The sequence below is a fragment of the Rhizobium sp. P44RR-XXIV genome (assembly GCF_001999485.2).
Lineage (GTDB): Bacteria > Pseudomonadota > Alphaproteobacteria > Rhizobiales > Rhizobiaceae > Rhizobium.
Genome location: NZ_MPVZ02000028.1, coordinates 1,125,678 through 1,138,471 on the forward strand (window position 1 = coordinate 1,125,678; position 12,794 = coordinate 1,138,471).

Sequence of the window (12,794 nt, forward strand, 5' to 3'; positions counted from 1 at the left end):
ACCTCCGCCCAACGACAGGAAACCTGCTGGCCCTCGATGAAACTTCCCAGCTGATCGTCTGAGACTGGTGCCGATTCGAGACGTTCGCTTACAATTTTAGCGGTTACCCTAAGAATTTTTCAATGCACGCATGCTATCCAAAACCTGAAAAAAGATGTGCGAGCCGGGATAACATTATGCAGTCCTCTTCGAAATCTCTCGTTCAAGATAATCTGAAGATCAAGTCGCGAGGTTCGCCGCGCCAACATGCCCGACTAACCGGCCACGTGCGGTATTTCACCAAGCTTGTTGCAGGCCGTGTCGTCAACATTTCCACCAGTGGGATTGCTCTCGATCTACAGGGACCGCTCTATGCAGCTGCAGGCAGCAAGGTTCGTGTCGAATGCGATGATATCGGCCTGCTGGATGGTTTCGTCCGTTGGGCCCACAACGGCCGTATCGGCATCGAGTTCGACCGCTCGTCCAATGCATCGGCAAAGGTCGCTTCCTATTTCCGCTTTTTCCACAAGGACATAAAGCCGGTTCTGAAACGTTAAGCGCTTGCGGAAGGCTGCCGATCGCCGTCCACAATAAGCCTGTCACATTACTGGTGCACACCTTCGCAAATCGTCCTAATCTCCCTCACCCGAGAGATGATCGCGGGACCATAGCCCCATTGTAGAAGGAGTGTTTCATGTCTTCCATTCTGGATTTGCCCAGTATGTCGCGCCGTTCCCTGTTGCAGGGCCTCAGCGCCACTGCGGCATTGATCATGCTGCATCCCTTTGCAGCTCGCGCGGCCGGCAACCAGGCGCATTTGCGTCTCATGGAAACCACTGACATTCACGTCAACGTCTTCCCTTACGACTATTATGCCGACAAGCCGAATGACACGATGGGTCTGACGCGTACCGCAACGATCATCGACAACATCCGTGCGGAAGCCACCAACTCGCTCCTGATCGACAATGGCGACGTGCTGCAGGGCAATCCGATGGGCGACTACATGGCCTATCAGCACGGCATGAAGGACGGCGACGTCCATCCGGTCATCAAGGCGATGAACACGCTCGGCTATTCCGTGGGAACGCTCGGCAATCACGAATTCAATTACGGCCTCGATTTCATGTTCAAGGTGCTGGCCGGCGCGAACTTCCCGTTCGTCTGCGCCAACCTGACCAAGGGCCAGCTTGCCTCCGATCCGACGAAGGACGACCTGTTCTTCAAGCCCTATCTGATCCAGGAAAAGAAGATCAAGGACGGCGCCGGCAATGAAAGCCCGATCAAGATCGGCTTCATCGGCTTTGTGCCGCCGCAGATCATGCTTTGGGACATCAAGAACCTCGAAGGCAAGGCACAGACGCGGGATATCGTCGAAGCCGCCAAGGCTTGGGTGCCGGTCATGAAGGCCGAGGGTGCCGATATCATCATCGCTCTCTCGCATTCCGGTATCGACGGTAGCGGCCCGAGCGACAAGATGGAAAACGCCTCGCTCTATGTTGCAGCCGTCGATGGCATCGATGCCGTCTTCACCGGCCACCAGCATCTCGTCTTCCCTGGCCCGAAGACCTGGGACGGCATCAAGGATGCCGATCCGGTCAAGGGCACGCTGCATGGCAAGCCTGCCGTCATGGCCGGCTTTTGGGGCTCGCATCTCGGCCTCATCGATCTACTGCTCGAAAAGGACGGCAAGAGCTGGAAGATCGTTGATTTCACCTCCGAGGCACGGCCGATCTACCATCGCGACGACAAGAAGAAGGTCATCGCCGATGTTGCCGACAAGAAGGAAGTCGTGGAAGCGGCCAAGGCCGAGCATGAAGCGACGCTGACCTATGTCCGCACGCCGGTCGGCAAGACCTCCGCGCCGCTCTATTCCTACTTCGCGCTGGTCGCCGACGATCCATCCGTCCAGATCGTCAGCCAGGCGCAGGTCTGGTACATCAAGGACATGCTGAAGGAGACGCAGTACAAGGACCTGCCGGTTCTTTCAGCCGCAGCTCCCTTCAAATGCGGCGGCCGCAACGGCGCCGACTACTATACGGACGTTCCGGCCGGCAATATCGCCATCAAGAACGTCGCCGACCTCTACCTCTATCCCAACACGGTGCAGGCCGTCGTCATCAACGGCGCGCAGGTCAAGAACTGGCTGGAAATGTCGGCTGCGATGTTCAACCAGGTCAAGCCCGGCGCCAAGGATGCCGATCTTATCAACAACGCCTTCCCGTCTTACAATTTCGACGTGATCGACGGCGTCACCTACCAGATCGACGTGTCGCAGCCGCGCCGCTTCGGCGATGACGGCAAGGTTCTGAATGCCGATTCGAACCGCATCCAGAACCTGCAGTTCGATGGCAAGCCGATCGATCCCACGCAGAAATTCGTCGTGGTCAGCAACAACTATCGCGCCGGCGGCGGCGGCAATTTCCCGGAAATCGGCGCCGACAAGGTCGTCTACCAGGCACCGGATACCAACCGCGACGTCATCGTGCGCTATGTCCACGATCAGGGCACGATCAATCCGACCGCCGACGGCAACTGGACCTTCAAGCCACTGCCGGGCACGACAGCAGTGTTCCAGAGCTCGCCAAAGGCCAAGGATTTCCTGGATCAAGTGAAGAGCGTGAAGATCGAAGATGCCGGCGAAGGTGCCGACGGCTTCCGGAATTACCGGCTGGTGCTGTAAGCCGTCAGAATATGGCCCTCTCCCCGGCTCGGGGAGAGGGTCCTCATTCGGCTGCCAGCTGCGTCTCTTCCGGATGAAACATCTCGACCGCCGCCTTGAAATCCGCCTGGTTCGGGCAGCGGGAAAGGCGTGAGCTGAAGGCTTCGATCATCCAGGCCGCAGCCGGACCGGGAGGATTATCGAGCTTGCGAACCGCATAGATCGGATATTCGCTCTGGTCGTAGGCATCCAGCGCCAGCGGCACCAGACGCCCCTTCTGCAAATCCTCCATGATGAACGAGGCCGGTAACCCACCCCAACCAAGCCCGCCGCGGATCAACTGATGCTTGGTGGCGATATCGCTGACATGCCAGATCTTGTAGGACAGGACATTGAAATCCTTGCCGTTCGTGAGGCTTGAGGCATCGGTGACGACCAGCTGCACTTCCTCGCGCACATCGGCAAGCGCCAGCGGCCGCCCCAGACGAGCGAGCGGGTGCGTGGGCGCGGCGACCGGCAACATGAAGGAATGGCCGATGCGTTCGATGACCAATGCATCATCCTGCTTCAATATCGAGCCGCCAATACCGATCGTCGATTTGCCACTGGTAACCAGCTCCAGCATCGAACCAAGCTCACCGGTATCGAGACGCAGCGACACAAAGGGGAAGCGGTCACGGAATTCCCGCAGCACGTCGACGGTGGCATGGACCGGCACCATGACGCTGATGGCAACGGACACTTCCGCCTCAAGCCCGGTCTTCAAGCCCTTCACCCTGGCGCGCATCACCTGAAGGTCCGACAGGATGCGCCGCGCATCCTCCAGCATCACCCTGCCCGCATCCGTCAATCTCGGCTGGCGCGAGCCCGAGCGCTCGAACAGCGGCATTTCAAGCTGCGCTTCCAGATTGGCGATCGTATAGCTAATGACCGACTGAGCACGGTTGAGCACGCGCGAGGCAGCCGAAAAACTGCCTGATTCAGCGACGGTCAGAAAGACCTGCAATTGGTCGAGGGTGGGATTGGGGAGCATCTGCCATCCATTCTATCGATAACTATGATCCATATTATCACAGTTTTTCTCGATGGCACTGAGGACTTATCTCTTTGGGGGAAGGTCATCGGGTTCTCCCGCCCGATTTCGCAACTCATTGAAAAGGAATAACGACATGTCCTCCATTCTGCTTCTGACATCCAGCCCGCGCACTGACTCGCTCTCCACCAAGATCGCCACCGAACTTGCCGAGAAGATCAAGGCAAACAACCCGGGCAAGACCATCGTTCACCGCGACCTCGCCGCCGACGCGCTGCCGCATATCGACGGCCCTTTCACGGCCGCGATCCGTACGCCCGTCGACGCTCGCACACCTGAACAGAACGAACTGGTGAAGGTTTCCGACGCACTCGTCGACGAACTGCTCGCTGCCGACACAGTGGTCATCGGCACCGGCCTCATCAACTTCAACATCTATTCGTCGCTGAAGACCTGGATCGATAACATCGCCCGCGCCGGCCGTACCTTCACCTACACCGAAACCGGTCCAAAGGGCCTGGCTACCGGCAAGAAGGCCTATATCGTTCTCGCATCCGGCGGCGTTTATTCCGAAGGCCCGGCCGCTCCGTTGAACCACGCCGTTCCCTATCTGAAGTCGGTTCTAGCCTTCATCGGCATCACCGAAGTCGAGACCGTCTATGTCGAAGGCATTGCCTTCGGTCCGGAAGCAGTCGAGAAGGCAATCGGTGCCGCTCAGGCCCGTGCATCCGAACTGGCGCTCGCTGCCTAATCCAAGGTCGCTTGCAGATATTCGAGGCGGTCGGCTTATGCCGGCCGCCTTTCCATTTTCACTCGGTCTTTGCCAAACTCTTCACGAACTGCTTCACCGTTTCCAGAATTTCACTGGAGAGCGCTCCGTCATTCGCCACGCGCGCCAGCCCCACAGCGCCGGTCATCAGGCAGGATGCGATAATCGCCTTCTGCCTGGCATCAGCCGTTTCCGGCTGCGGCATACGCGCCGTCATGACATCGAAATTCTTTCGCAGGCCTTCGGTTGCTATGGTGCGAACCGCCTCGCTGCTACGGGCCATGTCTGCCGTCAATGCGGCGTAGGCACAGCCCTCACCGCAATGATCCCGGTGATTTTCGCTGAGATAGATCTCGACGTACTCATCCAGCGGTATGTGTGCGGGATCGATGCCTTTCTCTTCCTGCTGCTTCCGCCAGGATTCGACAGCCGATTGCACCGCTTCCGCCACCAGTTCGTCGCGGGAGGCAAAATGCTTGTAGAAGCCGCCGACAGTTAGCCCGGCCTCCTTCATCAGATCCGCGACCCCGATCCCGTCCAGGCCCTCTTCTCGCAGGCGTCTCGCGGCAAGCTCGACAATGCGTTCATGCGTCTTCTGTTTTTCCAATTGTGAACGGCCCATCGAGATTCCTTTCCGCTCAGCCTTGACAAAATGGATTACGAACATAATCCTTATGGAGAACGATCATAATCCAGATCGTGAGAAAAGCCAACAGGAGCTACGAACATGCGTCTCAAGAACAAGGTCGCCGTCATCACGGGCGGAAACAGCGGCATCGGCCTCGCTACAGCCCGCCTCTTCCTCGCAGAGGGTGCGAAGGTCGTGATCACCGGCCGCAACCCGCAGACGCTTGCAGCGGTCGCAAGGGAACTGGGTGACAACGTGCTGGCCTTGCAGGCCGACACAACAGACATTCCGGCAATGGAAAAAGCTTTCGCCGAAGCCGCGGAAAAATTCGGAAAATTCGACGTGGTTTTCGCAAACGCCGGTATCGCGGGCGAAACCGCCTTGGGCGGAACGACGCTCGAGCAGTTTGAAACCATCGTGCGCATCAATTTCACCGGTGTCTTCTTCACCGTTCAGGCCGCTCTGCCCTATCTGAACGATGGCGCCTCGGTGATTCTGAATGGCTCCGTACATGCCGTACTCGGTATTCCCGGCTATTCGGCCTATGCGGGCACAAAGGGCGCCGTGCGCGCCATGGTCCGCAATTTGGCTTCAGAACTTGCGCCACGCGGCATCCGCGTCAATCAGGTGACACCGGGTGCTACCAGAACCCCCATCTGGGATTCACGATCGGCAACGCCTGACGCCAAGGATGCGCTCGAAACCTATCTTGGCAGCTTGAGCCCGCTTGGCCGCATGAGCGAGGCCGATGAGCTTGCCAGGGCCGCCCTCTATCTCGCATCGGACGATTCCGTAAACGTCACGGCGATCGAAATTACGGTCGACGGCGGAGCTATTAACGCGCCCTCGGGTGCCAAGATATTCCGCACGGCGTAAGCCTGAAAACCTGACGAGCACCTGTCACGCTACGGGCCGGTATGATGAACGCCCAAAAGAGGCCGCCCGCAAATGGCGGCCTTTCCCTTGCAGGAATATGATATCGCGCCTCTCCAAATTCCAATTGCCGCGATGTATGGGTTTTGCGATGCTCCGGAACCGGATGAGAACAGCCCTGTCTTCATGGGATTCCGCAGCCATTGTTCGCTGGAACAGGAGGGCATATCGACCGCGTCTCTTTTGGGAAAATCCCTCAACCTGTCTTGAAACCCATTGGATGAAGAAATGCCCCCAAACTTCCGGGCGACAACTCCAGACGACGCGGCCGATTTGCTAAGGTTATGGCGAGACACTTGGACCGCTACCTATGGCTCAAGCCTGGGCCAAAGTGCATTGTCAGCGATGCTGAAGGATCTGGAGCATAACGGGACGGCATCGATGTTGCCGGGTTCGGGAGAGCGCGGCTACTGCATTGCGTCAGATCACGAGATCGATGGAAGTGCAATCTTCGCGGAACGCGACGGCGTCGCCTATTTGTGGGGAATGTACGTTCATCCGAGCCAACAGCGGCGAGGACTTGGTTCGCGGTTGCTGCATGGGGTAGCAGGAGAAATCGAAACTGCCGAAAAGGTCGAAGTCAGGGTTCTTGTTTCAAGCCCAGCGGCTATCAATTTCTATAGAAAACACGGCTTTACAGAAACCGGCCGTGAGAAGACCGAGCTTATAAACAGCGTGGAGACCGCGACGTTGGTAATGTGCACCAGTGTTGAAAACTTAAAGACCACACAGCAGTAGAAAACAAAATCCTTTGCAGCGACGACTGTTCAAATCCGCTAAATATCAGACCTGGCGGACCTTCTCACCGTCGCCGAACAGCGAAGGGCCATTCTGATCGATGATCTGCTGCGCCTTGCGGAAGGTCGATTCCACGGCATCGTCCGACGAGCTGAAAACATCGGCGCGAATGAAGTTGCGCACCAGGATTTCGCCGTTCACGTCCTTCTCGATCCGGCCCATGAGGCGGAACTGATTACCTTCGCGCTGCGGCGTCGCATGGATCGTGCAACCGGCATGCATCTGCGGCTCGGCACTGACAGTCGAGCCGCCGGACTTTTCGGAGCCCGCCTGCGACGCGCCACCTGTGAAGATCGAGATGATATTTGAAAAGAACGAAGCCATGGATCGCCTTTAGCACGAAGGTTGCAGGCTCGCAAAGTCAAATGATCAGGTTTGCCAGGATGTCGTTTTCGGTGATGTCCTCATACCCCATGCCCGACTTTTCGAACTGGGCAATGAGCTCCTTGAAGTTGTCCGGATTCTTCGTCTCGATGCCGATCAGGATCGAGCCGAAATTGCGGGCGCTCTTCTTCAGATATTCGAAACGGGCGATGTCATCCTCCGGCCCGAGCATGTTGAGGAAGTCCCTCAGGGCGCCGGGGCGCTGCGCGAGACGCAGGATGAAGTATTTCTTCAGCCCGGCGTAACGCATGGCCCGTTCCTTGACGTCGGGCAGGCGCTCGAAGTCGAAATTGCCGCCGGAGACGACGGCGACGATGGTCTTGCCGCGGATGCTGTCACGATCCAGGGTCTCGAGCGCTGTGATCGCCAGAGCGCCGGCAGGCTCCAGCACCACACCTTCGACGTTCAACATGTCGGTGATGGTGACGCAGATGGCATTTTCGTCGATGAGCTGGACCTGCTCGGCGGCAAATCCCTTCAGCGCTGCAAAGTTCAGATCGCCAATGCGTCCGACGGCGGCGCCATCGACGAAGTTGTCGACCTTGGTCAGCGTGACCACCTGCCCCGCCTCGATGCTGCGCCTGAGGCTCGGCGCGCCGGCCGGCTCGGCGAAAACGAAGGCGTCGCGGCCAAGCCGATCGGCAAAATAGCTGGTGATGCCGGCCGCCAGACCGCCGCCGCCCACAGGCAGAAGGATACGGTCAGGCATGACACCTTCAGGCAGTTGCTCGGCGATTTCGGCGGCAACGGTTGCCTGCCCCTCGATGATGTCGACATGATCGAAGGGAGGCACCATGACGCCGTCGATCTTCTCGACGTGGTCGCGCGCCGCTTGATAGCACTGGTCAAAGAAATCGCCGAAGAGCTTGATGGTGATGAATTCACCGCCGAAGATGCGCGTCTTGTCGATCTTCTGCTGCGGCGTCGTTACCGGCATGTAGACCACGCCCGGCACGCCGAAATGCCGGCAGACGAAGGCGAAGCCCTGGGCGTGATTGCCGGCGGACGCGCAGACGAAGGTCTTCTCCGTACCACCCTGGGCAATCACCTTGCGGAAGAAATTGAAGGCGCCGCGAATCTTGTAGGAACGGACCGGCGTCAGATCTTCGCGCTTCAGCCAAATCTCGGCGCCGTAGCGCGCCGAAAGATGCTCGTTCAGCTGCAGCGGCGTTGCGGGAAAGAGACCACGCATGGCCTCGGTGGCTTCGAGAACAGTTTGTTTGTCCACGGTTATTCGTCCTTTTTCAATCCATTCCCGCTATGGCACAGGAAAGATGACCAAAGAAAGCCTGTTTAGCATCCTTTCCGACCTGCAGGATCGATATTGTTCATGATGAATCGTCCGGATCGAGGATAGATGCCTTCCATCCTCGAAATCCCCCCGAAATCTGCGAATTGACAGCACGGACCTGCCTCTCTCCAATACGGGACAGCCATCATGATGATGGTTAGAGGCCCGTCCAAGAACCGACCCGTCGGCTCAGGCGGGCTTCGCCTACCAGCGACAGCGCAAGAGTTAACTTCATAATTGCGCTTTCGATTGAGAATCGCGCGAAAGGTGTTTATCCCGATATTATTCTAGGGAGACCATCATCATGCGCTTGATCCGATCCGCGTCATTCGTCTTCACTCTCGCCATTCTGGCCTCCTGCACACCGCAGAAGGAAAGCTTCGAGAAGGCGATCCCGATCATGAAGGAAAGCCCGAGCGCCCGTGCGCTGGTCGTCGAAAAGTGCATGTCGCAGCACCTGCCTTCCGAAACGCTGGATGAGATAGCCTTTTATGTAAAATCGCAGAAAAGCGACGCGAAGCGGCTTTTCTGCCAACGGCTGACGAACGGCCTCGCTTTCGGAAAAATAAGCTATGCGGATTTCAAAGCCCTCTTCCAGCAGAAGAAGGTAACCCCGGCACTCATCGCAGTCCTCAAAGGACGCTGAGCTTATCGCACGGGATACTTCTTGTAGCGCGGCGCGCCAAGGCCAGCTGGCTCGCTTTCGTCAAAACATTTCCTTGACTGAATCGCTCAAGTGCTTGAAGGGGAAAGGCACGCGGACGTGGCGAAACTGGTAGACGCAAGGGACTTAAAATCCCTCGGAGTGATCCGTACGGGTTCGACCCCCGTCGTCCGCACCAAACACGAAATCCTTCATGCCCAAACGAAAAAGGCGCAGCTTCAGCCGCGCCTTTTCCTCAATATGCAAAGCTCGAATTAGGCGGTCAGCTTGGCCGCGATCTTAGCGACATGGGCCCCCTGGAACTTTGCTGCTTCCAGCTCGATTTCGGAAGGTTGGCGCGAGCCGTCGCCGTTGGTGATGGTGGAAGCGCCGTAGGGCGAGCCGCCCTTGACTTCCTCGGTGCCCATCTGGCCCTGGAATGCATAGGGAAGGCCTACGACAGCCATGCCGTGGTGCAGCAGGGTGGGGATGAAGCCGAGGATGGTCGATTCCTGGCCGCCGTGCTGGGTGGCAGAGGATGTGAAGACCGAGCCGACCTTGCCGACCAGCTTGCCGCCGAACCAGAGACCGCCGGTCTGATCCCAGAAATTGCGCATCTGCGAGGCGACCGTACCGAAGCGGGTGCCGGCGCCGACGATGATGGCATCGTACTCGGCCAGTTCGTCAGGCGTTGCAACAGGTGCTTCCTGATCGAGCTTGAAATAGGAGGCCTTTGCGACCTCTTCCGGCACGAGTTCGGGCACGCGCTTCACGGTGACTTCGGCGCCAGCGGACTTTGCGCCTTCTGCGACGGCATAGGCCATCTTCTCGATGTGACCGTAAGCCGAATAGTAGAGAACCAGAACCTTAGCCATGAACGTCTCCTGTTTTTTGGACGCGTTGAGTGTCGAGGGAAGTTCTAGCAGCGATGCGATAGCAGCGCAGCCCCCATGCCCAGAACGCACTGTTCATCCCCTGTAGACGAAAATTCATTTGTGGCGCTCTGCAGTGACCGACGGCGACGCGAAAACCATGGTTTGCATTCGCAGAAAACGGCGTTACCTATTTCAAAGCTTTTGCGAACGCGCTGCTGCGCAACTCCACGGATGTTTTCATGACCAACGATACCATTGTCACCGCCGCCATGCTGGCTATCGGCGACGAACTGCTCTCCGGCCGCACCAAGGACAAGAATATCGGCCATCTCGCCGATGTGCTGCTGCTCGCCGGAATCGATCTGAAGGAAGTCCGGATCGTCGCCGACGATGAGGATGCCATCGTCTCGGCGCTGAACGCGCTGCGCAGCCAGTACGACTATATCTTCACGTCAGGCGGCATCGGCCCGACGCATGACGACATTACCGCCGATGCCATCGCCAAGGCGTTCGGCGTGGCTTGCGAACATGATGCCGAAGCCATGCGGCTGATGGGTGAAATGTATGCAAGGCGCGATATGGAATTCACCGAAGCCCGCCAGCGCATGGCGCGCATGCCCGTGGGATCGAAGCATATCCCCAATCCAGTCTCGACCGCTCCCGGCTTCAACATCGGCAACGTCTATGTGATGGCCGGCGTGCCGCAGGTTTTCCAGGCGATGCTCGACAATGTCATCCCGACGCTTCGAACCGGCGTGCGCATGCTGTCGACGGCGATTTCCTGCCCTTATGGCGAAGGCGAAATCGGCACGCCGCTCGGCCTCATCCAAAAGGCACATCCGGATACCAGCATCGGCTCATATCCGCGCTATGTCGGCCAATTCTTCTCGACAGAAATCGTCGTAAGAGGCCGCTCCGCCGAGCTTGTTGAAAGCGTCGCTGGCGAAGTGCGGGCGATGATCGAAACGATCCGGCAGTCGAAAGCCAAGGAAAATCAGTCCGCTGAAGCGTAACCTTCAACGGCGGCGTGCATTTTGTTGTGGAACCGGAACGATCTCGGCGCATTATTCTGAAGCGGAATGCTGATATAATGAAACGATCCAACCCTTCCGCATGGGAGATCACGTCATGTCCTATAAAACCATAGTGACCGTCCTCGACAATCCCGACAACACGCGCGTCGCCGCCGATTTTGCGGCGGCCTTTGCCAAGGAGCATGGCGCCCACATTGTCGGCCTGCATGCGGAAGTCGTCTCCACAGTGCCGCTGGTGGCGCCGATGGAAATCCCGGACCCTGTCGCCGTTCAGGCGCTTCAGGATGTCGCCCATAACCAGGCGATCGAAGTCGAGCGTCTGTTCCGCACGAAAATGGAAGGTGCGGGCCTCGATTATGACTGGCACAGCTTCACCAGCACCGTCGGCTACGGCACCGAGCCGCTGATAGAAAGCGCCCGCAGCGCCGACCTGCTGGTTGCCGTGCAGCCCGACCCGTCCAAATATGCCGACACCCAGGTCGATGTCGAAACCTTCCTGTTCGATAGCGGCCGCCCGGTCCTGCTGATCCCCTATATCCTGAAGGAACCGAAGCGCGTTCGTCGCGTGCTGATCGCATGGAATGGCTCCAAGGAAGTGGCACGCGCCACCTTCGATGCGCTGCCCTTCCTGAAAGCTGCCGATTCAGTCGAAATTCTCTCGGTCAGCACCTCGGAAAAGGAAACCCATCCCTCCAAGGAAAGCGGCGTTCAGATTGCGGCGGCTCTGACGCGCCACGGCGTTCGGGCCAAGTTCGAAACAGCCGCCTGCTCTGGCAAGTCAACGCCCTCGCAGGTCATCGAAAATCGCCTTGCCGACAACAGCATCGATCTGCTCGTCATGGGCGCCTATACCCATTCCTGGCTCTGGCAGATGATCTTCGGCGGCACGACGCGCACATTGCTGCAATCCATGACGGCGATGACGCTTCTCGCCCGGTAATCGGCAAGAATGCCGGAAGCGAAGGTTTCCGGCGGGGATGTGCACTAGTCCGTTGCTTTGCTGCTATTGCCTTTTGACGGTAAATCCAGCAGAAAGCAGCGACCGATGACAGAATTCCCGCCAGGGAACCGTTCGCGCGGTCGATGGAACATGATCCCGAAAGACACACAGTTCTTTCCCCGATGAGATCCTGTTCAAGCAGATAGCAGCGAACCGCGTTCCGGATTTGGTTCATGGTCCGCGCCCGCCGCGGGGTCTGCTCAGGGTCGCCGGCGCGCCGGTGCGTCGTTATTCCATGCCCCGGAGCCTGTTGCCATGTCCCTGCCCGATAAAGCCTTTCCCGTATCCTGGGATCAGTTCCATCGCGATGCCCGCGCGCTTGCCTGGCGGCTTGCAGGCCTTAACCGCGAATTCAAGGCGATCGTCTGTATCACCCGTGGCGGCCTCGTGCCTGCCGCCATCATCTCGCGAGAGCTCAACATCCGCCTGATTGAGACGGTCTGCGTCGCCTCCTATCACGACTATTCCAGCCAGGGTGAAATGAACCTGCTCAAGGGCATCGCACCCGAACTTTCCGTCAATGGCGGCGAAGGCGTTCTCGTCGTCGACGATCTGACGGATACCGGTAAGACGGCCCTCGAAGTCCGCGCCCTGCTGCCGAAGGCGCATTTCGCCTGTGTCTACGCCAAGCCGACCGGCGTTCCCACAATCGATACCTTCATCACCGAGGTCAGCCAGGACACCTGGATCTACTTTCCCTGGGACATGGGCTTCACCTATCAGGAGCCGATTGCCAAGGGTCATCGCGGCTGAAGCTGAATGGCC

General features: G+C 58.3%; 15 protein-coding genes and 1 tRNA gene. 11 read left to right on the top strand and 5 right to left on the bottom strand.

What is annotated here, in order from left to right; all coding sequences use genetic code 11:
- Window positions 1-176: 176 nt before the first annotated feature.
- Together BSK43_RS22640 and BSK43_RS22645 are read left to right on the top strand one after the other, a co-directional pair.
- On the top strand, window positions 177-536 hold the full coding sequence (locus tag BSK43_RS22640) for a PilZ domain-containing protein (protein ID WP_077469749.1): 360 nt from the start codon (window positions 177-179) through the stop codon (window positions 534-536).
- Between the two features lie 137 nt (window positions 537-673).
- Window positions 674-2,662: a bifunctional 2',3'-cyclic-nucleotide 2'-phosphodiesterase/3'-nucleotidase gene (locus tag BSK43_RS22645; RefSeq protein WP_077469748.1), complete on the top strand. Its 1,989-nt coding sequence runs from the start codon at window positions 674-676 to the stop codon at window positions 2,660-2,662.
- Window positions 2,663-2,705: 43 nt separating this feature from the next.
- Here the strand turns inward: BSK43_RS22645 and BSK43_RS22650 are convergent, their stop codons facing one another.
- The gene (locus BSK43_RS22650; RefSeq protein WP_077469747.1) at window positions 2,706-3,674 is read right to left on the bottom strand and encodes a LysR family transcriptional regulator; all 969 of its coding nucleotides are present in this window, start codon (window positions 3,672-3,674) and stop codon (window positions 2,706-2,708) included.
- A gap of 136 nt (window positions 3,675-3,810) precedes the next feature.
- Between BSK43_RS22650 and BSK43_RS22655 the strand changes: the two genes are divergently transcribed.
- On the top strand, window positions 3,811-4,425 hold the full coding sequence (locus BSK43_RS22655) for an FMN-dependent NADH-azoreductase (protein ID WP_068386142.1): 615 nt from the start codon (window positions 3,811-3,813) through the stop codon (window positions 4,423-4,425).
- Between the two features lie 58 nt (window positions 4,426-4,483).
- On the opposite strand, the gene BSK43_RS22660 is transcribed toward BSK43_RS22655, so the two are convergent.
- Window positions 4,484-5,065 carry a TetR/AcrR family transcriptional regulator gene (locus BSK43_RS22660; protein WP_077469746.1) on the bottom strand — a complete coding sequence of 194 codons (582 nt, stop codon included), beginning with the start codon at window positions 5,063-5,065 and terminating at the stop codon, window positions 4,484-4,486.
- Window positions 5,066-5,170: 105 nt separating this feature from the next.
- Between BSK43_RS22660 and BSK43_RS22665 the strand changes: the two genes are divergently transcribed.
- The 3 genes from BSK43_RS22665 to BSK43_RS22675 all read left to right on the top strand — a co-directional run bounded on the left by BSK43_RS22665 (window position 5,171) and on the right by BSK43_RS22675 (window position 6,742).
- Window positions 5,171-5,947, top strand: coding sequence for an SDR family oxidoreductase (locus BSK43_RS22665; protein WP_077469745.1), 777 nt, complete (start codon window positions 5,171-5,173; stop codon window positions 5,945-5,947).
- Window positions 5,948-6,019: 72 nt separating this feature from the next.
- The gene (locus BSK43_RS22670) at window positions 6,020-6,214 is read left to right on the top strand and encodes a hypothetical protein (RefSeq protein ID WP_077469744.1); all 195 of its coding nucleotides are present in this window, start codon (window positions 6,020-6,022) and stop codon (window positions 6,212-6,214) included.
- 18 nt (window positions 6,215-6,232) lie between these two features.
- Window positions 6,233-6,742 carry a GNAT family N-acetyltransferase gene (locus tag BSK43_RS22675; RefSeq protein WP_077469743.1) on the top strand — a complete coding sequence of 170 codons (510 nt, stop codon included), beginning with the start codon at window positions 6,233-6,235 and terminating at the stop codon, window positions 6,740-6,742.
- A gap of 45 nt (window positions 6,743-6,787) precedes the next feature.
- Here the strand turns inward: BSK43_RS22675 and BSK43_RS22680 are convergent, their stop codons facing one another.
- Both BSK43_RS22680 and ilvA read right to left on the bottom strand, forming a co-directional pair.
- Complete coding sequence (locus BSK43_RS22680) at window positions 6,788-7,126, bottom strand: HlyU family transcriptional regulator (protein WP_077469742.1); 339 nt, start codon at window positions 7,124-7,126, stop codon at window positions 6,788-6,790.
- Window positions 7,127-7,163: 37 nt separating this feature from the next.
- Window positions 7,164-8,378: a threonine ammonia-lyase gene (gene ilvA, locus BSK43_RS22685; RefSeq protein WP_246662688.1), complete on the bottom strand. Its 1,215-nt coding sequence runs from the start codon at window positions 8,376-8,378 to the stop codon at window positions 7,164-7,166.
- 403 nt (window positions 8,379-8,781) lie between these two features.
- On the opposite strand from ilvA, the gene BSK43_RS22690 reads away from it, so the two are divergent.
- Together BSK43_RS22690 and BSK43_RS22695 are read left to right on the top strand one after the other, a co-directional pair.
- Complete coding sequence (locus BSK43_RS22690) at window positions 8,782-9,123, top strand: hypothetical protein (RefSeq protein ID WP_068386139.1); 342 nt, start codon at window positions 8,782-8,784, stop codon at window positions 9,121-9,123.
- 111 nt (window positions 9,124-9,234) lie between these two features.
- A tRNA-Leu gene (locus BSK43_RS22695) sits at window positions 9,235-9,319 on the top strand.
- A gap of 76 nt (window positions 9,320-9,395) precedes the next feature.
- Here BSK43_RS22695 and wrbA read toward each other — a convergent pair.
- Window positions 9,396-9,995, bottom strand: a complete 600-nt coding sequence (gene wrbA, locus BSK43_RS22700) for an NAD(P)H:quinone oxidoreductase type IV (RefSeq protein WP_068386138.1) — start codon at window positions 9,993-9,995, stop codon at window positions 9,396-9,398.
- A 239-nt stretch (window positions 9,996-10,234) separates the two neighbouring features.
- Between wrbA and BSK43_RS22705 the strand changes: the two genes are divergently transcribed.
- The 3 genes from BSK43_RS22705 (at window position 10,235) to gpt (ending at window position 12,782) form a co-directional block, all read left to right on the top strand.
- The gene (locus tag BSK43_RS22705) at window positions 10,235-11,008 is read left to right on the top strand and encodes a competence/damage-inducible protein A (RefSeq protein ID WP_077469740.1); all 774 of its coding nucleotides are present in this window, start codon (window positions 10,235-10,237) and stop codon (window positions 11,006-11,008) included.
- A 115-nt stretch (window positions 11,009-11,123) separates the two neighbouring features.
- Window positions 11,124-11,969, top strand: coding sequence for a universal stress protein (locus tag BSK43_RS22710; RefSeq protein WP_077469739.1), 846 nt, complete (start codon window positions 11,124-11,126; stop codon window positions 11,967-11,969).
- 315 nt (window positions 11,970-12,284) lie between these two features.
- Window positions 12,285-12,782 (top strand): xanthine phosphoribosyltransferase, encoded by a 498-nt coding sequence (gpt, locus tag BSK43_RS22715; RefSeq protein WP_068386133.1) that lies wholly within the window; start codon window positions 12,285-12,287, stop codon window positions 12,780-12,782.
- Window positions 12,783-12,794: the final 12 nt, after the last annotated feature.